General features: G+C 67.7%; 19 protein-coding genes and 1 rRNA gene. 19 read left to right on the forward strand and 1 reads right to left on the reverse strand.

Features of this window, described 5'->3' with window-relative positions:
* The first annotated feature begins 63 nt into the window (after positions 1-63).
* The 19 genes from FHS96_RS18465 to FHS96_RS18555 all read left to right on the forward strand — a co-directional run bounded on the left by FHS96_RS18465 (position 64) and on the right by FHS96_RS18555 (position 22,404).
* Complete coding sequence (locus FHS96_RS18465; protein ID WP_429594896.1) at positions 64-966, forward strand: LysR family transcriptional regulator; 903 nt, start codon at positions 64-66, stop codon at positions 964-966.
* Positions 967-1,069: 103 nt separating this feature from the next.
* A complete protein-coding gene (locus FHS96_RS18470; RefSeq protein WP_429594899.1) occupies positions 1,070-1,966 on the forward strand; it encodes a LysR family transcriptional regulator in 897 nt (298 codons plus the stop codon).
* A 76-nt stretch (positions 1,967-2,042) separates the two neighbouring features.
* The gene (locus FHS96_RS18475; RefSeq protein WP_429594902.1) at positions 2,043-3,275 is read left to right on the forward strand and encodes an amidohydrolase family protein; all 1,233 of its coding nucleotides are present in this window, start codon (positions 2,043-2,045) and stop codon (positions 3,273-3,275) included.
* Positions 3,276-3,290: 15 nt separating this feature from the next.
* Positions 3,291-4,796: a bifunctional 3-(3-hydroxy-phenyl)propionate/3-hydroxycinnamic acid hydroxylase gene (locus FHS96_RS18480; protein ID WP_429594905.1), complete on the forward strand. Its 1,506-nt coding sequence runs from the start codon at positions 3,291-3,293 to the stop codon at positions 4,794-4,796.
* Entirely contained in the window at positions 4,793-5,224 is a 432-nt protein-coding gene (locus tag FHS96_RS18485; protein ID WP_429594908.1) for a GlcG/HbpS family heme-binding protein, read from the forward strand. Before FHS96_RS18480 ends, FHS96_RS18485 begins: the two co-directional genes overlap by 4 nt.
* Complete coding sequence (locus FHS96_RS18490; protein ID WP_429594911.1) at positions 5,221-6,129, forward strand: VOC family protein; 909 nt, start codon at positions 5,221-5,223, stop codon at positions 6,127-6,129. Before FHS96_RS18485 ends, FHS96_RS18490 begins: the two co-directional genes overlap by 4 nt.
* Complete coding sequence (locus FHS96_RS18495; RefSeq protein WP_429594914.1) at positions 6,129-6,962, forward strand: fumarylacetoacetate hydrolase family protein; 834 nt, start codon at positions 6,129-6,131, stop codon at positions 6,960-6,962. Before FHS96_RS18490 ends, FHS96_RS18495 begins: the two co-directional genes overlap by 1 nt.
* Positions 6,963-6,997: 35 nt before the next feature.
* Positions 6,998-9,319 (forward strand): TonB-dependent receptor, encoded by a 2,322-nt coding sequence (locus tag FHS96_RS18500; protein WP_429594917.1) that lies wholly within the window; start codon positions 6,998-7,000, stop codon positions 9,317-9,319.
* A gap of 36 nt (positions 9,320-9,355) precedes the next feature.
* On the forward strand, positions 9,356-10,345 hold the full coding sequence (locus FHS96_RS18505) for an MBL fold metallo-hydrolase (protein ID WP_429594920.1): 990 nt from the start codon (positions 9,356-9,358) through the stop codon (positions 10,343-10,345).
* Positions 10,336-11,187 carry an alpha/beta hydrolase gene (locus FHS96_RS18510; RefSeq protein ID WP_429594923.1) on the forward strand — a complete coding sequence of 284 codons (852 nt, stop codon included), beginning with the start codon at positions 10,336-10,338 and terminating at the stop codon, positions 11,185-11,187. Before FHS96_RS18505 ends, FHS96_RS18510 begins: the two co-directional genes overlap by 10 nt.
* A gap of 15 nt (positions 11,188-11,202) precedes the next feature.
* The gene (locus tag FHS96_RS18515) at positions 11,203-12,522 is read left to right on the forward strand and encodes a glycoside hydrolase family 1 protein (RefSeq protein ID WP_429594925.1); all 1,320 of its coding nucleotides are present in this window, start codon (positions 11,203-11,205) and stop codon (positions 12,520-12,522) included.
* Between the two features lie 2 nt (positions 12,523-12,524).
* A complete protein-coding gene (locus FHS96_RS18520) occupies positions 12,525-12,950 on the forward strand; it encodes a hypothetical protein (RefSeq protein WP_429594928.1) in 426 nt (141 codons plus the stop codon).
* Complete coding sequence (locus FHS96_RS18525) at positions 12,947-13,876, forward strand: alpha/beta hydrolase (RefSeq protein WP_429594931.1); 930 nt, start codon at positions 12,947-12,949, stop codon at positions 13,874-13,876. Before FHS96_RS18520 ends, FHS96_RS18525 begins: the two co-directional genes overlap by 4 nt.
* 15 nt (positions 13,877-13,891) lie before the next feature.
* Positions 13,892-17,215, forward strand: coding sequence for a glycosyl hydrolase (locus FHS96_RS18530; protein WP_429594934.1), 3,324 nt, complete (start codon positions 13,892-13,894; stop codon positions 17,213-17,215).
* Between the two features lie 84 nt (positions 17,216-17,299).
* Positions 17,300-18,142 carry a MipA/OmpV family protein gene (locus FHS96_RS18535; protein WP_429594937.1) on the forward strand — a complete coding sequence of 281 codons (843 nt, stop codon included), beginning with the start codon at positions 17,300-17,302 and terminating at the stop codon, positions 18,140-18,142.
* Between the two features lie 3 nt (positions 18,143-18,145).
* The gene (locus FHS96_RS18540; RefSeq protein ID WP_429594940.1) at positions 18,146-18,565 is read left to right on the forward strand and encodes a hypothetical protein; all 420 of its coding nucleotides are present in this window, start codon (positions 18,146-18,148) and stop codon (positions 18,563-18,565) included.
* Complete coding sequence (locus tag FHS96_RS18545; RefSeq protein ID WP_429594943.1) at positions 18,566-19,117, forward strand: RNA polymerase sigma factor; 552 nt, start codon at positions 18,566-18,568, stop codon at positions 19,115-19,117. It abuts the gene before it with no gap.
* 40 nt (positions 19,118-19,157) lie between these two features.
* On the forward strand, positions 19,158-20,108 hold the full coding sequence (locus FHS96_RS18550) for a FecR family protein (RefSeq protein WP_429594946.1): 951 nt from the start codon (positions 19,158-19,160) through the stop codon (positions 20,106-20,108).
* Positions 20,109-20,112: 4 nt separating this feature from the next.
* Positions 20,113-22,404 carry a TonB-dependent receptor gene (locus tag FHS96_RS18555; protein WP_429594965.1) on the forward strand — a complete coding sequence of 764 codons (2,292 nt, stop codon included), beginning with the start codon at positions 20,113-20,115 and terminating at the stop codon, positions 22,402-22,404.
* Positions 22,405-22,619: 215 nt separating this feature from the next.
* Here FHS96_RS18555 and rrf read toward each other — a convergent pair.
* Positions 22,620-22,734 (reverse strand): 5S ribosomal RNA (gene rrf / locus FHS96_RS18560).
* Positions 22,735-22,858: the final 124 nt, after the last annotated feature.

Raw genomic sequence — 22,858 nt, forward strand, 5'->3', positions numbered from 1 at the left:
CTCCGCCGCGATGCGGTAGCGCCGGTCCGAGCCAAGCCGTGTCGCAGAAACAGGAACGTCGCAATGGATATCGAAGAGCTTCAGACCTTCGTGGAAGTTGCCGATGCCGGCGGCATCTCACCCGCCGCGCTGCGCCTCGGCATCTCCAAGTCGATCGTCAGCCGGCGGCTGGCGCGGCTGGAGGCCGAACTCGGCGTCCAGCTTCTCGCGCGCACCACGCGGGGCGCGGCGCTGACCGAGGCCGGCATGACCTTTCGCGACTATGCCGCAAGGGCCTGCATCGAGATCGATGTCGCGCGCGAGACCATATTGCCCGCCGGAGAGTTGCGCGGCCGGCTGCGCGTCGCCGCACCGCTGACCTTCGGCCCGACCCATTTCGCGACGGTGCTCGCCGAAATGGCACGCCGCCATCCCCTGCTCCACATCCACACCTGCTACACCGATCGCTTCGTCGATATCGTGTCCGAGGGTTATGATTGCGGCATCCGGGTCGGCTATCTGCAGGACAGCAATCTGATCGCGCGGCGCATCGGGCCGCTCTACGGCAAGCTGGTTGCCAGCCCGAGCTATATCAGCGCGCATGGCACGCCCGAAACGCCGGATGAACTCGGCGCGCATGAGGCGCTGATGCAGGGTACCGAGGCGTGGCAACTGACGGACGGCGACCGGATCGTCACCGTCCGCCCGCAGGGCCGCTTCAAGGCGGACAACGGCACCGCTCTGGTCGCGGCCGCCATCGCCGGCCTCGGCATCGCCTATGTCCCCGATGGCTTGACGCAGGAGCATCTTGCCTCGGGGGCGCTCGTCCAGGTGATGCCCAACCATCCGCCGCCGCCCGCCGGCATCTTCATCGTCCGCCCGCCCGGCCAGCACCCCGCGCGCAAGATCAGGGTGCTCACGGATCTGCTGATCGAATGCTTCGCGGAGACGACGGATCCTGCGGGGACCGACCCCGAACCGCGTTGAGCCTGCGTCGAAGGCTATCCACTATTCGTCCACCGATGACGCGGGATCTCCAAGCGGACGCACCGGGATGGCGGCGACCGTGCGGTTCCGATAAGGGTTCGCCATGATCGACCCTCGCGCCCTTCGCGTCTTTCTGGCGGTGTGCCGGGCGGGGTCGATCAGCGGCGGCGCGCGGGTGCTCAATCTGTCGCAGCCCTCCGTCTCGAACGCGATCGCGCAGCTCGAGCAGTCGCTCGGCAGCAGCCTGTTCGCGCGATCGCGCACCGGCATCAATCTGACGATCGAGGGCGAGGTGCTGCTGCGCCGCGCCGATGCTTTGGATTCGCTGCTGCGCGACGCCGAGGAGGAGGTGCGGCTCGCGCGGCAGGGCATGCTCGGGCCGCTCCGCGTCGGCGGCACGCCGGGCGCGCTCGTCAGCCTGCTGCCCGATGCGGTGCGGCGGCTGGAGGACAAGGTCGGTCAGTTCACCTTGCACGCCGTCGAGCGCCCCGACCATGACCTGGGCGAGATGCTGCACAAGGGCGACATCGAGCTCGCCTTCGTCACCACCGGCATCGAGGAACCGCCCGAGGATATCGAGGAGCATACCTTCTCGCGCGATCCCTTCGCGCTGATCGTCGGGCGCGCCAACGATCATCTGCCGGCCGAACTGTCGTTGCGCGAGGTCGCCGCCAAGCGCTGGGTGCTGCCCGAGGCACGCGGCGCGTTCCGCCGCCAGATCGACGCGCTGTTCCTCGCCAGCGACACCTCGGTGCCGCAGGACAGCATCCGTTGCGACTCGCTGCTCACCACCAAGGCGATCGTGCGCGGCAGCAGCCGAATGACAATATTGCCGATGAAGGTCGCCGCCGCCGAACTCTCGATCGGCGTGCTCCGCGCGATCGCGATCACGGAAGCGGTCTTCCCGCGCAGCATCGGCATTCGCAAGGTGAAGGGCCGACGGCTGTCGCACCTCGGGCAGGCGCTGCTGGACATCGTGATCCATAGCTCCAAGCTATGATGTCACCAAAAATCATTATTTTTCTTATGGTCTGAGCGGGCGCATACAGGCTGCACAGACATAGGGAGAGAATGTCGTGCGGCAGCTGATCCGCAACATCCGGATTTTCGATGGCACGGGCGCCGCGCCGTTCGCGGGTGCCGTGATCGTCGAGGGGAACCGCGTCGCCGCCGTGCTGGCCGACGATGCCGGCGTGACCGCCGAGAGCGAGATCGACGGCAATGGCGGCACCTTGATGCCCGGCATGATCGATGCCCACACCCACCTCACCTGGGGCTCCTCGGTCGAGAAGATCTATCACCAGTTCATCCTGCCGCCCGAGGAACTGAAGGTTGCGGCTTGGCGCAACGCCCGCGTGCTGCTCGACCATGGCTTCACCAGCCTCTATTCGGCGGGCGCGCTCGGCGACGGGATCGAACCCGAACTCGCCCGCGCCATCGCCGCCGGCGAAACCCCCGGCCCGCGGCTGGTGCCCTCCACATTGGAACGCAGCCCCGAAGGCGAGGAAGGCGTCGAGACCGGCGACATCTTCAACGGCCGCGGGCCGGATGCGATGCGCGCCTTCATGGCCTATTGCCGGGACGAGGGCGTCAAGTCGGTCAAGCTGGTCATCTCGGGCGAGGATGCGTTGAAGCCCGGATCGTCCGGCGACATCCTCTATACCGATGCCGAGATCCAGGCGGCTGGCGAGGCCGCGAAGGATGCCGGCCTCTGGATCGCCGCGCACACTTACTCGCCGCGCGCAATCTCCCTCGCGCTGGAGGCCGGCGCGCGCATCCTCTACCACTGCTCCTTCGCCGATGAGGCCGCGATCGACGCGATGGCGGCGAAGAAGGACGCGTTCTTCTACGCCCCCGGCCCCGGTGTTTCGGTCGCGGCGATCGAAGCGACACCGCCCCCGCATATCGACATGAGCGCGATGAAGGCGAGCGCGGCCGAACGGCTGGCACTCGAGGCGAAGCTGGTGCCCGAATTGCGGCGGCGCGGCGTGCGCGTGCTGATCGGCGGCGATTATGGCTTCCCGTTCAACCCGCATGGGCGCAACGCCCGCGATCTCCAGCACTTCGTGACCCATTATGGCTTCACCCCCGCCGAGGCTTTGAACGCTGCAACGATGCTGGGTGCCGAGCTGATGGGCATGGGTGACGAACTGGGTCAGGTGAAGCCCGGCTATATCGCCGATCTGCTGCTGATCGACGGGGACCCCACGCAGGACGTCGCCATCCTGCAGGATGCCGCGCGGATCCGCATGATCATGCAGGGCGGCCGCCTGCACAAGGCACCGACGCCCCAACTCGTTACCGCCTGACCGGAAAGACGCATCATGTTCGACGTTGCGATCATCGGCTGCGGGCCGGTAGGGGCCCTTGCGGCCAATTTCCTGGGCAAAGCCGGCTTCTCGGTGCTGATGCTCGAGAAGGAGGCCGCGCCCTATCCGCTGCCCCGCGCGGTGCATCTCGATCATGAGATGATGCGGCTGTTCCAGTCCGCGGGCGTGATCGATCGCGTCGCCGGCGACATGCGCGATACCGAAGGGCACCTCCATGTCGGTGCCGACCATGGCGTGATCCGTTACATGGGCACCGTCGGGCGGCCGCGACCCTATAGCTGGTCCAACGATTATTTCTTCTACCAGCCCGAACTCGAAGCGCATCTGCGCGACGCGCTCGGCGCCTACGCCAATGTCGAACTGAGGTTCGGCGCGGCGTTCGAGGGGCTGGCGCAGGATGGCGAGGGCGTGACCCTCGACCTGGCCGACGGCACCCACGCCCGCGCCCGCTATGTCATCGCCTGCGATGGCGCGCGCAGCACGGTGCGAAAGTCGCTGGGGATCGCGCTCGACGATCTCAATTTCGAGGAGCCTTGGCTCGTCGTCGATGCCGAGGTCGATGGGCCGGTGCGCTTCCCCGAACTGTGGGGCGTGCCCGAGGCCGCCAACCTGCAGACGCTGTCGGTGATGATGTGCAATCCGCACCGTCCGGCAACGATCGTGCCGGGACGCGGCAATCATCGCCGTTGGGAATTCATGCTGCTGCCGGGTGAGGATGACCAAGCGATGATGGCGCCGGAAACGGTCGCGGCGCTGGTCGCCCCCTATCTCGAGGGCGTGCCGCATCGGGTCGTCCGCGCCGCGACCTACCGCTTCCACGGCCTCATTGCGCATGAATGGCGCAAGGGCCGGGTGTTCCTGGCCGGCGACGCCGCGCACCAGACCCCACCCTTCTTCGGCCAGGGCATGTGCCACGGCTTCCGCGACGTCGCCAACCTCGCCTGGAAGCTGGATCTGGTGTTGCGGGGCAAGGCGCCGGAAGCGCTGCTCGACACCTACAAGCCGGAACGCGACCCGCATGTTCGCGCGGTCATCGCCGCGGCGGTGAATGCGGGCCGCTATATCTGCCAGCTCGATCCCGACGCTGCCGCCGCCCGCGACCTGCGCATGCGCGAGGAAGCCAAGGCCGCGCAGCACGGAACCGCTGCCGATCTCATCCCCCCGATCGGCGGCGGCCTTATTGCCAGCGGCACGCCGGGCGCCGGCGAGCGCTTCATCCAGCCCCGCGTCGGCGGCCGATTGCTCGACGATGTGACCGGCGGCGGCTGGCGGCTGTTCACCCGCGAGCCCATCGATGAGGCAGGCGACGTCACCGTCGTCGCGCTCGACGATCTCGCCGATGGCGGCGCCGTATCGGGCTGGCTCTCCGCGCGCGCGGGCGAAGCGGTGATGGTTCGCCCCGACCATTATGTGTTCGGCACCGGCCCCGCCGCGGCGCTGATCGCACACCGCGACGCGCTGATCGCCGGCACGCCCGTCGACCGGGAGATCGCGGCATGACGCTGTCGCTCAGCCAGGCACGCGCCATCGTCGACCACGCGTTGGCGCACGCCCGCGGCGAAGGACTGCAGCCGCTCGCCATCGCAGTGCTTGATGCCGGCGCGCACCCGATCGCCTTCGTCCGCGAGGATGGCGCCAGCCTGTTCCGCTTCGACATCGCCCGCGCCAAGGCCACCGGCGCGCTCGGCATGGGCGCGGACACGCGGGTCATCGCGGTGCGCGCCGCCGCCAACCCGGTGTTCTTCCAGAGCGTCGCGGCGGTCGTAGGTGGCGACATCGCCTTCTCGCCCGGTGGCGTGCTCGTCCGCGATGAGCAAGGCGCCCTGCTCGGCGCGGTCGGGATCAGCGGCGACACCGGCGAACGCGACGAGGCGTGCGCCGCAGCCGGCATCGCCGGCGCCGGGCTTTTTCACGGAGTGCAATCATGAAGCTGCGCAGCATCGAGCTGGCGCTGCCCCATGCGGGCGAAGCCGCCGCCTTCCTGACCGACATCTGGGGCATGCTGCCCGCCACGCAGGCGGGCGACACATATTATCTGCGCGGGTCCGGTCCCTTCCCCTATCTGGTCGCGCTTCAGGAAGCGGTGGCGCCGCATGTCCGCTCCACCACCTTCGTCTGTTCGGCGGAGCGGCTGGACCGGCTGCGGCGCTCGGTCAGCGACGCTGGGCTGGTCGCCACGCCCACCGTCTCCGCGGATCCCGGCGGCGGCCACGGCATCATCGTCGAACTGGCCGAAGGCGAGCTGCTGCGCTTCCTGGCTGACGCTGAGGACAGCAACCCCGTCGAGGGGCGCGACCTGCCGGTGAAGCTTACCCATGTCGTGTTCAATTCGGTCGATGCCGAGGCGACCGGCGCGCTCGTCGAGCGCGCGCTCGGCTTTCGCGTCTCGGATCGTACCAAGGGCATGGTGTTCGTCCGCTGCAACGACTCCCACCACAGCACCGCCTTCGCGCGCGCCGGCATCGCCTCGCTCAACCATATCGCGTTCGAGATGGAAGATATGGATGCGGTGATGCGCGGCATCGGCCGGCTGCGCGATCATGGCCTGGCGCCCGCCTGGGGGCCCGGCCGCCACGGCCCCGGCGCCAATGTGTTCGCTTATTTCATCGCCCCCTTCGGCCCCGTCATCGAATTCTCGACTGCGGTCGAGAAGGTGCCCGAGGATTATGAGGCGGGCTCACCCGAGGACTGGATCTGGCCTGAAGGCCGGATCGACCAGTGGGGGATGTCGGACAAGGATTTTGCCGGCCTGCGCCAGGCCGAGGAACGGTTCCGCCACCGGCGGGACTGGCAACCGCAGCCGCTTGGGCTGCCCAGCGAGGAAAACGCCTGATGCGCTATGTGAGCTTCCGCCGCCCCGATGGCACGCCCAGCTTCGGGCGCCTGGACGGCGAGCAGATCGTCGAACTGGCCACCCCCGGCGGCGCCGTTAGTCTGAAGGCCGCGTTGATCGACGGGAGCCTCGCCGGGCTCACCGATGGCACGCGCTTCGCCCGCGCCGACGTGGTGCTGCTGCCGGTGATCCCCGATCCCGCCAAGATCCTGTGCGTCGGCCTCAACTATGCCGAGCATGTCAAGGAAACCGGGCGCGAGCAGAAGGCGCATCCGGCGATCTTCGTGCGCTATCCCGACAGTCTCGTCGCTGATGGCCAGCCGATGGTGAAGCCCGCGGTCACCGAGCGCTTCGACTATGAGGGCGAACTGGCGGTGATCATCGGCAAGCGTGCGCACAAGGTCGCGCGTGCCGATGCGATGGCACATGTCGCCGGCTATGCCGCATTCAACGACGGCTCCGCGCGCGATTGGCAGCGCCACAACATCCAGTTCACCCCCGGCAAGACCTTTCCCGGCACCGGCGGCTTCGGCCCCGCGCTGGTAACGCCCGACGAGGTCGGAGACGTCACCGCGCTCTGCGTACGCACCCGGCTGAACGACGAACTGGTTCAGGACCAACCGGTCTCCGACATGATCTGGGATATCGCGACCGTCATCGAATATATCTCCGCCTTCACGCCGCTCGCGCCCGGCGACGTGATCGCCACCGGCACGCCCGGCGGCGTCGGCGATAAGCGCACGCCGCCGCTCTACATGAAGGCCGGCGACAAGGTCGAAGTCGATATCGGCCTCGTCGGCACGCTCACCAACCGCATCATCGACGAACAATAATCCAAAGCGAAAGCAAGTTTTGGGGAGGATAGACAATGACTGGATTGGTTCTGATCAGCGCGCTTGCCGGAGCAAGCGCGATCGCCCTCGCCGCTCCAGCCGCCGCGCAGGAGAGCACGGCGCCGCAGGCGGCACCCGAAGTCACCGAGGATGTCGGCGCCGATATCGTCGTCACCGCCACCCGCCGGGCCGAGCGCCTGCAGGACGTGCCTATCGCGGTGTCGGCAATCGGCGGCGAGCAGCTCGCCGAGAGCGGCTTCCAGCGGCTGACCGACATTCAATATCAATTCTCGGGCGTGCAGTTCGGCACCTCGCCCAATGACAGCGGCTTCCGCCTGCGCGGCGTCGGCACTGCAGGCGGGTTCAGCAGTTCGTCCGAACAGAATGTCGGCACCGTCGTCGACAATGTCGTCATCCCGTTCGGCAACCCGATCAACAGCCTGGGCGATCTCGAGCGCGTGGAGGTGCTGAAGGGGCCGCAGGGCACGCAGTTCGGCAAGAACGCCTCGTCCGGCGTGGTCAACATCACCACGAAGAAGCCGACCTTCGACAAGGTCGGCGGCAAGATCTTCGGTTCCTATGCCGAGCTGAACGAGGTCAACGTCAACGGCAATCTCAACCTGCCGCTCAGCGCGAACACCGCGCTCGGCCTGTTCGGCTTCTACCGGCGCAACGATGGCTTCCTGCGCAACGTCGTCCTCGACAAGGATTGGGGCGGCGAGGAAAGCTATGGCGCGCGCGGCAAGCTGTATTTCGAGCCGAGCGATGCGCTCAGCATCTACCTCATCGCCGATTATTCGAAGATCGATCGCACCGGCCCCGGCCAGATCTGGTCGCTGGCGCGGCTGCCCAGCTTCGCCAACCCGCTGATGGCTGCACGCTTCGGCAATCTCGGCGCACTCGGCATCACGCCGGGGTTCGACAACGCCAAATCCGCCGAGGAATACGAGGGCTATACCAGCGAGCAGAATTATGGCGCCTCGCTTGAAGTGAACCTCGCGCTCGGCGACTATAACTTCACATCGATCTCGGCGTGGCGCCGGCTCGACGAAGGCCCGCAGGTCTTCGCGATCGATGGCAGCAGCGTTCCCGTCTTCACCGCGCAGCAGGATGGCGTCGACCAGACCTTCCTGTCGCAGGAACTCCGCATCACCTCGCCCTCGGGCAGCGCGCTCGAATTCACCGCGGGCGTCTACGGCTCGCGGCGCAAGGTGGGCGACGACAATGATCTCAGCCGCGCACAGTTGCGCCCGGCCGCGCCGTTCAATCCGTTCATCGTCAGCATTTCGGCGGGCCAGAGCAACACCCAGACCCGCTCCGACTCGCTGGCCGCCTTCTTCGACGGCAAGTTCAACGTCAGCGAGCAATTGGCGGTGATCGGAGGCCTGCGCTATCAATATGACTGGGTGAAATCGTCGAGCTTCTCGATCATCGATCCCGCTTTCCCGCCCAATCCGCCGGGCCCGCCGGTGCCGGGGCAGGTCAATTTCTACACGGCCCGCCCGCTCGCCACCGGCTCGACGAGCAAGGGCGACTGGTCCGGCCGCGGCGGCTTCCAGTTCAAGCCGAGCCGCGACCTGATGATCTACGGCACGATCGCGCGCGGCTATCTCGGGCCCACGGTCACCTTCTCCGGCCTGACCGGCGCCAAGGTGGATGTGGGGCCGCAGACGGTGCGCGACATCACCGTCGGCGTGAAATCGCAATTGTTCGATCGCGCCGTCACGCTCAACGCCAACATCTTCTTCGACACCTACAAGAACCTGCAGACCTCGGTGTTCAACGGGCTGGAATTCCTGACGGAGAATGCCGGCGGCTTCAAAGCCAATGGCTTCGAGGTCGAGACGTCATGGCGGGTTTCGCCCGAATTCTCGCTCAACGGCTCCTTCACCTATTCGGACACCAAGTTCACCGATTATGTGACCGCCTGCCCCGATGTCGTGAAGGCCGGCTTCACCTGCTATCTCGACGGCACCACCAGCCTGGTGCAGGCCGCGGGCGAGCCGCTGTCGGGCGCGCCGAAATATAGCGCGACCGCCGGAGCGGATGTGCGCCTTCCGATCAACGACAGCCTGACCTTCGACTGGTCGGCGAACTTCTACTATCGCAGCCGCGTCCAATACGCCGCTGTGCAGGCCTATGCCGACCAGCCGGGCTATGGAACGATCGGCCTCAACGCCGGCATCGGCCATCCGGACGGCAATTGGCGCATCGGCGTCTTCGCCCGCAACCTGCTCGACCAGCGTTTCCATTCGGCGGTCATCGGCCTGCCCTTCAGCGATCCAGGCGGCCGCGTGAACTGGCTGAGCCGCGAGGGCCGGCGCACGCTGGGCGTATCGGCGGAAATGCGCTTCTAACGGCAGCGTGGTGCGGACGGCGAGGAGAGCGAGCAGATGATCTCGACGCACATTGCCCTGCCGGCGATGGTGGCAGGCCTGATCGCAGGCAGCGCCGCCCCCGCAGCCGCGGCGCCGGCCTGCCCGGCGCTGCGTTGGACGACCTTGGGCACCGCGGGCGGCCCGGTGCCCACCGCCGACCGCGCCGAGCCTTCCAACCTGCTGATCCTCGGCGACCGGCAGGTGCTGGTCGATGCCGGCGACGGCACGGTCAACCAATTGTCGCGCATCGGCATGGACCTGCGGCTGATCCGCACGGTGTTCATCAGCCATCTGCATCTCGACCACAGCGGCGGGCTCGCCGCGGTGATCGGGCTGCGCTGGATGAACCAGTTCCCCGGCCAATTGACGGTCTATGGCCCACCCGGCACCAGCCAACTGGTCGACGGCATCGTCGCCTCGATGGCGCCGCCGAGCCGGATCGGCTTCGGCCTGGGCACCTTGCCGCCCCCGCCCGCGGGCTCGGTCCGCGCGATCGAACTGCGCGACGGCGCGCGCATCACGCTGGATGGCGGCGCGATCGTCGAGGCCGCCGCCAACAGCCATTACGATCACGACGGCAAGCCCGATCCCGCCAACATCTCGCTCAGCTACCGCTTCACGCTGGGCAACCGCAGCATCACCTATAGCGGCGATACCGGACCCAGCGAGGCGGTGACGAGGCTGGCGGAGGGCAGCAACATGCTGGTGAGCGAGGTGATCGATCTCGACCGGCTGCTCGCGGAGATCCGCCAGCGCCGCATCGATGCCTCGCCCGAAATGCTGGCATCGATGCGCGAGCATCTGTCGACCCACCATCTGCTCCCGGCGGATATCGGTAAGCTCGCAGCGCAGGCGAAGGTCGGTCGCGTCGTCCTCACCCACTTCGCCGTGCCGGGGTTGCTCAGCGAGTCCGAACCGACGCTGCGCGCCGGCATCGGCGGCCGCTATGCCGGGCCGGTCGATCTTGCGCGCGACCTTTCAAGCTTCGATGTGGGGTGCAGATGATGCGCGATGCGATCGCCGCGATGGGCCGCGCGCTCGGGCCAGCCATCCTCGAACAATGCCGGGCGCTATTCGATGCGGAGCAGGCGGCGTTGCGCGACGCCCTGCCCGTCACCGCCGCGGACATCCCCTATGGCCCTGATCCGCGCCAACGGCTGGACCTTTACGCGCCGGCCGAACCGGCCAGCGCCGCGCCGATCCTCGTCTTCGTCCATGGCGGCGGCTTCCTGAAGGGGGACAAGGGCGGCGGCGCCGACTGGGCCAACGCCAATGTCGGCCGGATGGCGGCGGCGGCCGGCTTCCTCGGCGTCGTCGTCACCTATCGCCTCGCGCCCGATCATATGTGGCCGGCGGGGACGGAGGATGTCGCGGCGGTGGTCGGCTGGCTGAAGGCCAATGCCGCCGCGCATGGCGGCGATCCCGACCGGATCGTGCTGGCGGGCACGTCGGCGGGCGCGGTGCACGTCGCCGGCGCGCTCAAGCGGGTGGAAGGCGGCATTCGCGGCGCGATCCTGCTCTCCGGTCTCTACGGCTACACCCCGATCGATGAGCGCGATGCGCTCTATTATGGCGACCCCGCGCTCTATTCGGACCGGATGCCGCTGGAAGCGTTGGCGGCGACCGGGCTGCCGCTGTTCCTGGCCTCGGCCGAATTCGACCCGCCGCGTTTCCAGGCCGAGTTCCTGTCCTTGATGCAGGAACGGCTGGCGCGGCACGACGCCATGCCGCGCGCGATGATCCTGTCGGGTCACAATCATTATTCGATGCCGATGCATCTGGGCACCGCCGACCGGCGGCTGGCCGACGAGATCTGCGCCTTCGTGCGCGCCACCACCGAACGATAAAAGGGAGAGAGACGGATGCTGGACCGCAGGACGATGCTGGCGAGCGGGATCGCGACCGGTGCCGCGATGATGGCGGCGCCCGCGCTCGCCGCGCGCAAGCCCCCCGCAGACCCTGCCTTCCCCAAGGGCTTCCTGTGGGGCGCCGCCACCGCGCCGCACCAGATCGAGGGCAATAATCTCGCCAGCGATCTGTGGTTCCTGGAGAACCAGCAGCCGACCATCTTCGCCACCCCCTCGGGCGATGCCTGCAACAGCTTCGATCTCTGGGAAACCGACCTCGATCTGGCGAAGGCGATGGGGCTAAACGCCTATCGGTTCGGCATCGAATGGGCGCGTATCGAGCCCGAGAAGGGCCGCTTCTCGCAAGCGATGCTCGATCATTACAAGGCGGTGATCGAAGGTTGCCGCGCGCGCGGCCTCAGCCCGATCGTCACCTACAGCCATTTCACCGCGCCACGCTGGTTCAGCGCGCAGGGCGGCTGGACCAATGCCGAATCCGCTGAACTCTTCGCGCGCTATTGCGACACGGCGACGCGCGCGCTGGGCGCCGGCATCGCGCAGGCGATCACCTTCAACGAACCCAATATCCTGCTGCTGCTGAAACCGATGCTGCCCCCACAGGTTTGGGAGATCCAGAAGGCGACCCTTGAGACCGCGGCTAAGCGGCTGGGTGTGCCGAAGTTCGTCAGCGCGAATGTCGCGGACATCGCCGATCTGCCCGCGCTTCAACGGGGGCTGCTTGCCGCGCATCAGGCTGGCAAGGCGGCGATCAAGGCGGCGCGCGGCGATCTTCCGGTCGGCATCTCGCTGGCGATGATGGACGATCAGGCGGTGGGCAACACCGCGATGCGCGATCGCATGCGCGCCGAACTCTACGGCGCCTGGCTGGAGGTCGCGAAGCGGGACGATTTCATCGGCGTGCAGAATTACGAGCGCGCGCTGTGGAGCGAGAAGGGCCGCCAGCCTGCCCCCGCCGGTTCGGCGGTGAACTGGAGCGGCACGGAGGTCTGGGCGCCTTCGCTCGCCGGCGCGGTCCGCTACGCGCATGAACGGACGCGCATGCCGGTGCTGGTCTCCGAACATGGTGTCGGCACCGATGACGATGCCGTCCGCGCCGCCTTCATCCCTGCGGCGCTCGCCGAACTGAAAAAAGCGATCGACGATGGCGTGCCGGTGACCGGCTACTGCCACTGGTCGCTGCTCGACAATTTCGAATGGATCTTCGGCTACAAGCCACGCTTCGGGCTGCACAGCGTCGATCCCAAGACCTTCGCGCGAACGGCCAAGCCCAGTGCCGGTATCTACGGCGCGATCGCGCGCCGCAACGCGCTGTGACGGTGGCGGCGATCCCGCGCCAGACGGTCATGCGGGAGGCGGCGACCAGCTTCGCGATCAACGCAATGCTGAGCCTCGCCTTCTTCGCGCTGCTCTACGGTCTGACCCCGCGCCTGCTCGCATGGGGCGCGCCGGATCGGCTGGCGCTGGATTTCGTACCGCAGTCGATCGCGGTCGCGCTGATGAGCGCGCTGGTGCCATGCCTCATCCTCCGTCGGCGGCTGCGGCTGCCGATCGGCATCCAGCCGATCGTGCTGCGCGCCTCGCTGTTCGCGCTGCTCGGCGGCCTCGTCGGTGCGGCGATGGCAGCGCTGTGCGCATCGCTTCCGCCGATCGGCTGGACAACGGCGCTGCTGCTCAAGCTCGGCTATGGCGGCACGCTCGGCGCCGCGATCACGACCGTCTGCATCGGGAGGTTGACGGCATGAGACTGGCGATCACCGCGGCGCTTGCGCTGCTGCTGGGCGCGCCCGCGATCGGGCAGGCGCCGCGCGTCGAACCCATTTCCGCGCCCGACCTCGGGCCGGCGATCCCGCTCTATCCGGACAACAAGCCGGCGAAGCCTGGCGCGGACGAGCAATGGTCGCATATGTCCGGCCAGATCGGCGAGAACCGGTTCGACAACATCATGGTCCGCAACGTCGTCCGGCCGACGATCACCCCCTATCTGCCCGCGGCCGGCAAGGGCAGCGGTGCAGCGGTCATCGTCGCCCCCGGCGGTGCCTTCCTGTCGTTGTCGATGACCGGCGAGGGGCGCGACATCGCCCAATGGCTCGCGGATCATGGCATCGCCGCCTTCGTGTTGAAATACCGCCTCAATCCCACCCCGCGGGACGATGGCGCGTTCATGGCGGTGATGGCCGGGCGATTTGGCGCGGCCGCGAAGGGAGAGGCCGGGCCCGAAGTGCGCGAACCGCGCGCGACCGAGGACGCGTTGAAGGCACTGGCGATGGTTCGTGCCAATGCTACCCGCTACGGCATCGATCCGGCACGCGTCGGCATGATCGGCTTTTCCGCCGGCGCGATGACCGCGCTCAACGCCACGCTTGAAGGCAAGGGCGCTGCCCGCCCCGCCTTCCTCGGCTATATCTATGGTCCGATGCTGCCGGTTGCGGTGCCGGCCGACGCACCGCCGATGTTCGCGGCGATCGCCATGGACGACGGGCTTTTCGCCAAACAGGGCTTCGGCATCGTCGATGCGTGGCGCAAGGCCGGCCGGCCGGTCGAACTCCATGCCTATGAACGCGGCGACCATGGCTTCGGTGCGGGCCGCCCCGGCACGACCACCACGGGCATGCTGCCGCAATTCCTCGCATGGCTGGAGGCGCGCAACCTCCTCGCCGGCCGTCCCTGACAATCGGAAACCAACATGACCGCACGGACCTTGCGCCTCGCCGCGCTGCTTGCCTGCACCGCGATCGCGATGCCCGCCCATGCCGACGAACTTGCCGATGGCTTCCGCAGCCCGCCCGCCACGGCGCGTCCGCGCGTGTGGTGGCACTGGATGAACGGCAACGTCACCAAGGACGGGATCGAGAAGGATCTCGACTGGCTGGCGCGGATCGGCGTGGCCGGCGTTCAGAATTTCGATGCCAATCTCCAGACGCCGCAGATCGTGCCTGAGCGGCTGACCTACATGACCGATGGCTGGAAGGATGCGTTCCGCCATGCCGTTCATGTAGCCGATGCCAAGGGGCTGGAATTCGCCATCGCCGCCTCGCCCGGCTGGAGCGAGACCGGCGGCCCCTGGGTGAAGCCGCGGGATGCGATGAAGAAACTGGTCTGGGCGCAGGCCGATCTGCGCGGCGGCCTGCGCTACTCCGGTGCCTTGCCCGCGCCGCCCGCGACCACCGGCCCGTTCCAGAGCGTGGCATTCAGCGATCCGCTGGCGGGGGGAGAGAAAGGCCCCGAGCAGCCGCGCTTCTACCAGGACGCGCGCATCCTCGCCTATCCGCTTGCCAGGCAGGCGCTGCCGCAGCCCGTCGCCAGCCAGGCCGGCGGCGCATCGCTCGATGCCGCCGCGCTCGCCGATGACGATCTCGAAACCACCGTTCCGGTGGCGAAGGGCGACGCCGCCAACCCCGGCGCGCTGATCCTCGACTATGGCAAGCCCGTCACCATCCGTTCGGCCAGCCTGTTCATCCCCCACGCACGCCCGCCTTTCGGCGATCCGGCCTATCTGCCCGCGCTTGAGGCGGAGACCGCGGAGGGCTGGGCGCGGATCGGCCGCATCCCGCTCAACGAGGCGGCGACGACGATCGCCTTCGCCCCCGTCACCGCGCGCCGCTTCCGCCTGCTGCTCGCCGCCAACGACGCGGCCAAGTCACCGGGGCTGGGCGATGGTGCACCGGGCGCGATCAGCATCGATGTGTTCGCGCGGCCCGAAACGCCGACGCTCGCCATCGGCGACTTCCGCCTCTTCGCCGAACCGCGGATCGACCAGTTTGAGGCCAAGGCGGGGTTCGCCCTGCTGCCCGACTATAACGCCCTGCCGACCGCGGATGCACCGGCGATCGATCCCGCGAAGGTCATCGACCTCACCGACCGGCTGCGGCCCGACGGCACGCTCGACTGGACAGCGCCGAAGGGCAGCGACTGGCGTATCCTGCGGCTCGGTTCTTCGCTGACCGGCAAGACCAACCATCCCGCCACGCCCGAGGCGACCGGTCTTGAGGTCGACAAATATGATGCCGGCGCGGTGCGCCGCTACCTCGAAACCTATCTGGCGATGTATCGCGACACGGTGGGCGCCGACTGGATCGGCAAGAAGGGCATCCGCGCGCTGCTGACCGACAGCATCGAAGTGGGTGCCTCCAACTGGACGCCGGAGATCGTCGCCCAGTTCAAGGCGCGCCGCGGCTATGATCCGACGCCTTGGCTGCCCGCGCTGACCGGCACGGTGATCGGCTCGGCCGCGCGCAGTGATGCCTTCCTCCACGACTATCGCCAGACCTTGGCCGACCTGCTGGCCGACGCGCATTACGGAACCGTCGCGAAGGTGGCGCATGAGCAAGGCCTGATCGTTTATGGCGAGGCGCTGGAAAATGGCCGGCCGGTGCTGGGCGACGATCTGGCGATGCGCGCGCATGCCGACGTGCCGATGGCGGCGCTGTGGACCTTCAACCGCGGCGCGGCACCACGCCCCACCCTGCTGGGCGACATGAAGGGCGCGGCGTCGGTCGCGCACATCTATGGCCAGAACATCGTCTCGGCGGAATCGATGACCTCCGCCTTCGCGCCCTGGGCCTTCGCGCCGGCGGACCTCAAGCGCGTGATCGATCTGGAGTTCGTCTCGGGCATCAACCGCCCGATCGTCCACACCTCGGTCCACCAGCCAGTGGACGACAAGCTGCCGGGGCTCAGCCTCATGATCTTCGGCCAATATTTCAACCGCCACGAAAGCTGGGCGGAGATGGCGAAGCCATGGGTCGACTATATGGCGCGCACCGGCTTCCTGCTGCAGCAGGGCCGCGATCATGCCGACATCGCGTGGTTCTATGGCGAGGACCGGCCGATCACCTCGCTGTTCGAACAGGGCGTTCCGGCGGGCATCCCGACGCGCTACGCCTATGATTTCGTCAATGCCGATATCCTCGCCAACCGGCTGACGGTGGAGCACGGCGAACTCGTCGCGTCCGGCGGCGCGCGCTACAAGGCGCTCTATCTCGGCGGCACCAGCAACGTGATGACCCTGGCGACGCTCCGCCGCATCGCCGCTCTCGTCGAGGCGGGTGTCACCGTAATCGGCAATCGCCCCACCCGCTCCCCGGCGCTGCAGGATGATCCCGTCGCATTCGGCGCGCTCGCCGACCGGCTGTGGAGTGGCGCCGCCATCGGAAAGGGCCGCGTGATCGCCGGCACCGATCCCGAAGCCGCGCTCGCCGGCATCGGGCTGGCCCCCGATGTCGCGATCACCGGCGGCACGCCGACGGACTATGCGTTCGTCCACCGCAAGCTGGCCGATGGAGATCTCTATTTCGTCCGCCACGGCGCCGCGAAGACCGAGACGATCGAGGCGCGCTTCCGCGTGACCGGTCGCGCACCCGAGATCTGGCGCGCCATCGACGGCACCGCCCGCCCCCTATCCTACCGGATCGAAGGCAAGCACAGCGTCATCCCGCTCGACGTCGGCCGCGAGGACGCCTTCTTCATCCTCTTCCGCAAGCCCGCGACCGATCCGCAACGCACCGTCGCAGCCCCCCGCGAAACCCCGATCGCCACCCTCTCCGCCCCCTGGACGGTCCGCTTCCAGCCCGGTCGCGGCGCCCCCGCCGAACGCATGATGCAAGGCCTCACGCCGCTGGAAAAGGATGCCGATCCCGCGATCCGCTATTTCTCAGGCATCGCGACCTATGCCAGCAGCTTCACCCTGCCCGCCGGCACCCGGCCGGGCGCGCCGCTCGCGATCGATCTCGGCCGCATCGGCGATGTCGCGGAGGTATGGATCAACGGCAAGCGTGCCGGCACCACCTGGTTCGCGCCCTACCGCGTCGCGATCGGCGATCTGGTGAAGCCGGGGCGCAACCTGATCGAGGTGAAGGTGGCCAATCTCTGGGTCAACCGATTGATCGGCGACGCCCAGCCCGGCGCGCAGAAGCAGACCTTCGCCAGCGCCCCCACCTATCGGCCGGACGCGCCGCTGAGGCCATCCGGACTGTTCGGGCCAGTGCGGATCATCGCGATGGATCGCTGAGCCAATTTTTTTTCGCAGCGCCACTGAGGTGGCGCTGCATCCACATCGTCTGCGCCGGACTGCCAACGCCTGCCGGAGACGATGATGATCCGATATTTGCTGCCTGTGGTTGCGACCGCGCTGATGGGCTCGCGTGCCACAGCCCAGACGACACTCGACACCACCGCACCGACCGCCGTGGCGAATTCACCTGCGAACAAGGAAGAGGATGACGGAAAGGTCTCGGGGCTGATCGCGCTCGGCGGCGGCGTCATCCCAGCTTATGAGGGCGCCAGCAAGTATCAGGCGACGCCGTTCGGCCTCGCCGCGGTGCGCTATCGCGGCGTCGAGTTCAACCTCGCCGGCCCTGAGCTGAAAGCGGATTTCGGCGGCGGCGGCAGCTTCCTGTTCGGCCCGGTTGTCGGGCTTTCCAATTCCCGTTCGCGCAGCGATGCCGATGGGCGGGTCAAGCTGCTCGATACGATCGGCAACAGCGCCAGCTTCGGCGGCTTCGTCGGCTATCGCTTCGGCGGCAACGAAGCCGGCCAGGGCCGTTTCGTCGTCTCGCTGCAGGCGACCAAGGACAGCAAAAAAGAGAAGGGCATCACCGTCGACGCTGGCCTGAGCTATGCTGCGATCCGCTCACAGCGCCTGTTCGCCACCTTCGATATCTCCGCGCGCTTCAACGACAAGAAATATACGCGCACCTTCTTCGGCGTGACCGAGGCAGAATCCGTTGCCTCCGGCCTCGACGCCTATCGCCCGGGCGGCGGGATCAGCCGTGTCTCGGCGGGGGTGACCGCAGGCTATCAATTGTCGCGCCACTGGGGCGTGATCGCGCGCGCGGGCGGTGGCACCTTCACCGGCGACGCGGCGGACAGCCCGATCGTGAAGGATGGCTCCAAAAGCTTCGGGCAGGCGCTGCTCGGCATCTCCTACGCCTTCTAAACGATGCCGCCCCTCCCCTCCGCCCTCTCGCCGCTGGAAATCGAGGTCGTCCGCATCGGCCTGTCGCCGCGCGAGCGGCCGGCGATCCTCGCGATGGCGGTCGCCGGGCCGCTCCGGCGGTTGCTCCACCATCTGTTCGGCGCATCGACGGCGCGGCCGCTGGCCGACGCGCGGCTGGAAGCCTTGCGGGCGATGGCGGCTGCGATCGGACGCGGGCACGCGCCGGGTGACGAACTGGTGGCGGCGTTTACCGCGGCGGGCTGGACCGCAGTCACCATCGATCATATCCGCGCCATCGCCAACGGCACGGCGCGTCCATCGCCGCGCGCCTGGCGACGAGAACGGCGGCCGTTTGCGGTGACCGCGCGGCGTGGCAAGCTGGCGCTGGTATCGCCACCGGCACTGGCGGCGAACGACATCTAGATGACCAGGACGATGCTGATCGAACAGGACGATTGGTCCCACGCCTACGGCCTTCATCGTGCCGGCCTGCTGCGCCTGCTGATGGCGCGCACCGCGATCCGCAGCGAGGCGGAGGACCTGCTGCAGGAACTGTGGATCAAGCTGCAGCAGAACCCACCCGGGGATGTGCAGGACGCGCGCGCCTATCTGTTCCGCATGGCGCAGAACCTGGTAAAGGACCGCCTGCGCACGCGCCAGCGCCGCATGGAACGGGATCGTCGCTGGGCAGACGAGGTCACCGACTTCGCCGCCGCGACCCTCGATGCGGTCGACCGGCGCAAGACGGCGGAAGAAGAAATGCTCGACCGCGAGGAGGTCGCGACATTGGCGTCGGCAATCGCCAACCTGCCCGATGGCGCGCGTCGTGCGTTCGAACTGCATAAGCTGCAGGGCCTCAGCCACGCCGATGTCGCGAACCGGCTCGGGATCAGCAAGAGCGGCGTGGAAAAGCATATGGCCGTTGCGATGAAGAATCTGAAACGCACGCTGCTGGATTGGGGGACGTCGCAATGACGCTGCCGGCTGCGAACAGGGATGGGGAAAGGCGCTGGCCATGACGATACGGTCACATGAAGGCGACGCGATCATGGATGAGGCACTGGCATGGCAGGCAGCGCTTGCCCGCGATGATGCCGACTGGGACGGCTATATCGCCTGGCTGGAGGCCGATCAGCGCCACCAAGAAGCCTATGATGCGATAGATCTGATCGATGCCGCCGTGGATGCGCATCGCAGCGAGGTTCGCGACGTGCTGGAAGCACCGGCTGCAGTGCGAACCGCACGCTTCTGGCTGCCCCGCCTGGCGTGGGTGATCGGAGGCGGCATCGCCGCCGCGCTTGCCTTCCTGCTGGTGCTGCCAGTGCCGTGGGCAACACAGGAGCTGCGTAGCTACGCCGCGGAAGAGCACGCGCGCACCGTGCAACTGGCAAACGGCACCACCGTCACGCTTTCGCCCGCGAGCAGCATCCTCGTCCATGACGAGCAGGCGACGCGGATCGAACTCGCACAAGGCGAGGCCTATTTCGAGGTGCGCCACGATCCGTCGCGCACGCTGACCATCTCCGCCGGGCCCTACGAGGTGACCGATATCGGCACGCGCTTCTCGATCAACCACACGAACGCTGCTTTCCGCGTGGCAGTGTCCGAGGGTGTCGTCAGCATCGCCTCGCCACGGATGGAGACGGTGCGCGTGGTCGCCGGCCAACAACTCGTTTCGGCCGGAGAGACGCCGCGCCTTTCGGCGGTTGCCACCGACGATGTCGGAAGCTGGCGGTCGGGTCGACTGTCCTACAGCAACGCTCCGCTCTCGCTTGTTGCGGCGGACATATCGCGGTACGCGAACGCGCCTGTCATCATCGATCCTTCGCTGGAGAATGCCCATTTTTCGGGGAGCCTGGTTATCGGCGACGGATCGAAACTCGTGGACGACCTCGCGACGATCATCGGCGCGCGGGTCGTGCGCACGGAAGGCGGCGTTCGGCTCGGCGCTGCTGCTGGCCGCTGACGCGATCGGCGGCGCCACCCCCGCCGCCGCGCGCGAAGCGAGCCACGCGATCGACATTCCGGCGGGGTCGCTGGAAGGTGCGCTGGCCCGCTTTTCCGAGCAGACCGGGCTTTCGATCGGCGTCGCCGGCGCCATGCCGCGCATCATCACGCGCCGCGTCTCCGGCCGGATGAGCGCCGATGCGGCGCTGCGCCGGCTGCTCAAGGGCAGCGGGTTACGTGCCCGCCGGGTCGGCGCGACCTACCGCATCGAACGTGCGCCGCGCAGCGCGCCGCCGCCCCTGGCCCCGCCGCCCGAGCCTTCGCTGTCTGACCTGGCGGCGCCCGACATCATCGTGACTTCGCAGAAGCGTCCTGAATCGCTGGCCACGGTGCCGATGTCGATCTCGGTCATTGCGCTCGCGCCGTTCGGCGACGGACCCGCCACACCGTCGAGCCACGACGTCAGCCTCGGCGCCGAAGGGCTTGCCGAAACCAATCTCGGGCCTGGCCGCAACCGCCAGTTCATCCGCGGCGTCGCCGACAGCCCGTTCATCGGCAAGAGCCAGTCGACCGTCGCCGTGCAGATCGACGATACCCGCGCCACCTTCGACGCGCCGAATCCCGATATGCATCTGATCGATGTCGAGCGCGTCGAGATCCTCAAGGGACCGCAGGGGCCGCTCTATGGATCGGGTGCGCTGGGCGGCATCTACCACATCGTCACCCGCCGCCCCGACCTCGACCAGGCTTCGTCGACGCTGCGGCTGTCGAGCGAGGGCGTGCAGCATGGCGGCGTCACCGGCAGCGTCGAGGCGGTGGCGAACATGCCGCTCGTCGACGGCCGTCTGGCATTGCGAGCGGTCGGCTATCGCATCGTCAAGGCGGGCTGGATCGACAATGAGGATGGCCGCACCGACAGCAATTCCACCCGCGTCGCCGGCATGCGGCTGGCGCTGCGCTGGCTACCCACTGAGGACTGGACCGTCGATCTTGGCGTTGCGCAGCAGGATATCGATGCGCGCGACAGCCAATATGTGCTGAGCGGCAATGACGCACTGATCCGCGCCAACCGCATCGCCGAGCCCACCGACAATGATTTCGGCATGGCGCATGCCACGATCGAGGGCCGGCTGGGCGGCCTGCGGCTGGTGTCAGCCACCAGCATCGTCGGCCAGGGGTTCGACACGACGCTCGACGCCAGCGCCGCATCCGCCAGCTTCGGACTGATGGGCGCCGCGCGCTTCGCGGATCGTCGGACCTATTCGCTGTTCAACCAGGAACTGCGCCTTTCCCCGGCCGATGGCGGCCGCTGGCTGGTCGGTCTGTCCGTACTCGGGGCGCGGACCAAGGGCACCGCGACCATCGCCGACGAGGCCGGTACATCGCGGGTCGTCGATACGATTGACCGCCGGACCGTGGAATATGCCGCTTTCGGAGAGGCATCCTGGCACCTGCTCGGCCGGCTCGACGCCACCGTGGGCGCGCGTGTCTTCCGCTCGGTCTCGCGCGACATGGCGGCGGAACCAGAAGGCGAACGTATCCGGCTGCGCACCAAGACCTTGGTGTCGCCCAGCGCCTCCCTATCGCTGCCGCTGGCGAATGAGGGTATTCTCTACCTTCGCTATGCGCGTGCCAAGCGGCCTGGCGGTCTCGCGCCTTCCGAGGGTGAGGGTGTGGGCAGCTATGATGCAGACAGGATCAATACGGTTGATCTCGGCATCCGCAAGGCCAGCACGGACGGGCGGCTGGCGCTGTCGGGCAGCGGCTATTTCACCTGGTGGGATCGCGTCCAATCGGACTATCTGCTGCCCAATGGGTTGATCTCCACGCGCAACGCCGGATCGGCGCGGATCATCGGCATCGAGGCGGCGCTCGACTGGCGGCTAGGCGAAGGGCTCAGCCTTTCAGCGGGCGCCGCGGTCCAGCACAGCCGCCTGCTGCGCGGGGAGGATGGCGCGGCGCTCGACAATCGCCGACTTCCCATCGCGCCGGATGTCACCGGGCGGATCGAGGTGGCACAGGCGATCAGCGCCGCCGGCTGGCGCGGCGAGGCGGCGGTGCAGGCAAATTATATCGGCACCGCACGCCTGAGCTTCGACAGCGATCTCGATCGCCAGATGGGCGACTATGCGGTCGTCGGGGCGCGGCTCAGCGCGTCACGCGGGCCATGGAGGTTGGGGGCGACACTCGACAACGCGCTCGATCTTTCCGGCGACAGCTTCGCGTTCGGCAATCCCTTCTCGATCCGCGAGGGACCGCAATATACGCCGCTGCGGCCAAGAACGTTCATGCTGTCGATCGCGCGGCGGTGGTGAGCCGGCCGACCGCCACGTGAGAGATCGGGTGCGACGGAGATCGCCGAGCGCGAAAGCCGCGCGGCCGCTGTGCCTCTGATGCTGGATGCCGCAGGGCATTTGGCGACAAACGAAAACGGCCGCCGATCGTGCGATCGGCGGCCGTTTCGAGCCTCTGGACGAGGCGAGTGGGTGAATGGGTTCTGGTGCACCGTTGTGATTGCGCTGGCTTCAAAGCCTGGCGACGACCTACTCTTCCATCGCTTAAGCGATAGTACCATCGGCGCAGTCTGGTTTCACGTCCGAGTTCGGGATGGGATCGGGTGGGTCACAGACGCTATGGCCACCAAGCTATGGAGCCAGCGCAATGTTTTGGTGTGGGGTTAAGATCGATGTTGAAGGCTGTGAGCATAACCTGACAGCCCAGGGCTGTCGTTGATGGTGAGACTCTCAAGCGCGAATAGAGCAATTAGGA

Source organism: Sphingomonas zeicaulis (genome assembly GCF_050433225.1).
In the GTDB taxonomy this organism is placed as follows: domain Bacteria; phylum Pseudomonadota; class Alphaproteobacteria; order Sphingomonadales; family Sphingomonadaceae; genus Sphingomonas_D; species Sphingomonas_D zeicaulis.

Bases quoted from the DNA above. Each gene is read 5' to 3' on its own strand.
- FHS96_RS18485 (WP_429594908.1), top strand. From the start codon at position 4,793: ATGACGCTGTCGCTCAGCCAGGCACGCGCCATCGTCGACCACGCGTTG.
- FHS96_RS18490 (WP_429594911.1), top strand. From the start codon at position 5,221: ATGAAGCTGCGCAGCATCGAGCTGGCGCTGCCCCATGCGGGCGAAGCC.
- FHS96_RS18535 (WP_429594937.1), top strand. From the start codon at position 17,300: ATGATCCGATATTTGCTGCCTGTGGTTGCGACCGCGCTGATGGGCTCG.
- FHS96_RS18480 (WP_429594905.1), top strand. From the start codon at position 3,291: ATGTTCGACGTTGCGATCATCGGCTGCGGGCCGGTAGGGGCCCTTGCG.
- FHS96_RS18540 (WP_429594940.1), top strand. From the start codon at position 18,146: ATGCCGCCCCTCCCCTCCGCCCTCTCGCCGCTGGAAATCGAGGTCGTC.
- FHS96_RS18495 (WP_429594914.1), top strand. From the start codon at position 6,129: ATGCGCTATGTGAGCTTCCGCCGCCCCGATGGCACGCCCAGCTTCGGG.
- FHS96_RS18470 (WP_429594899.1), top strand. From the start codon at position 1,070: ATGATCGACCCTCGCGCCCTTCGCGTCTTTCTGGCGGTGTGCCGGGCG.
- FHS96_RS18500 (WP_429594917.1), top strand. From the start codon at position 6,998: ATGACTGGATTGGTTCTGATCAGCGCGCTTGCCGGAGCAAGCGCGATC.
- FHS96_RS18545 (WP_429594943.1), top strand. From the start codon at position 18,566: ATGACCAGGACGATGCTGATCGAACAGGACGATTGGTCCCACGCCTAC.
- FHS96_RS18515 (WP_429594925.1), top strand. From the start codon at position 11,203: ATGCTGGACCGCAGGACGATGCTGGCGAGCGGGATCGCGACCGGTGCC.
- FHS96_RS18530 (WP_429594934.1), top strand. From the start codon at position 13,892: ATGACCGCACGGACCTTGCGCCTCGCCGCGCTGCTTGCCTGCACCGCG.
- FHS96_RS18550 (WP_429594946.1), top strand. From the start codon at position 19,158: ATGACGATACGGTCACATGAAGGCGACGCGATCATGGATGAGGCACTG.
- FHS96_RS18525 (WP_429594931.1), top strand. From the start codon at position 12,947: ATGAGACTGGCGATCACCGCGGCGCTTGCGCTGCTGCTGGGCGCGCCC.
- FHS96_RS18465 (WP_429594896.1), top strand. From the start codon at position 64: ATGGATATCGAAGAGCTTCAGACCTTCGTGGAAGTTGCCGATGCCGGC.
- FHS96_RS18505 (WP_429594920.1), top strand. From the start codon at position 9,356: ATGATCTCGACGCACATTGCCCTGCCGGCGATGGTGGCAGGCCTGATC.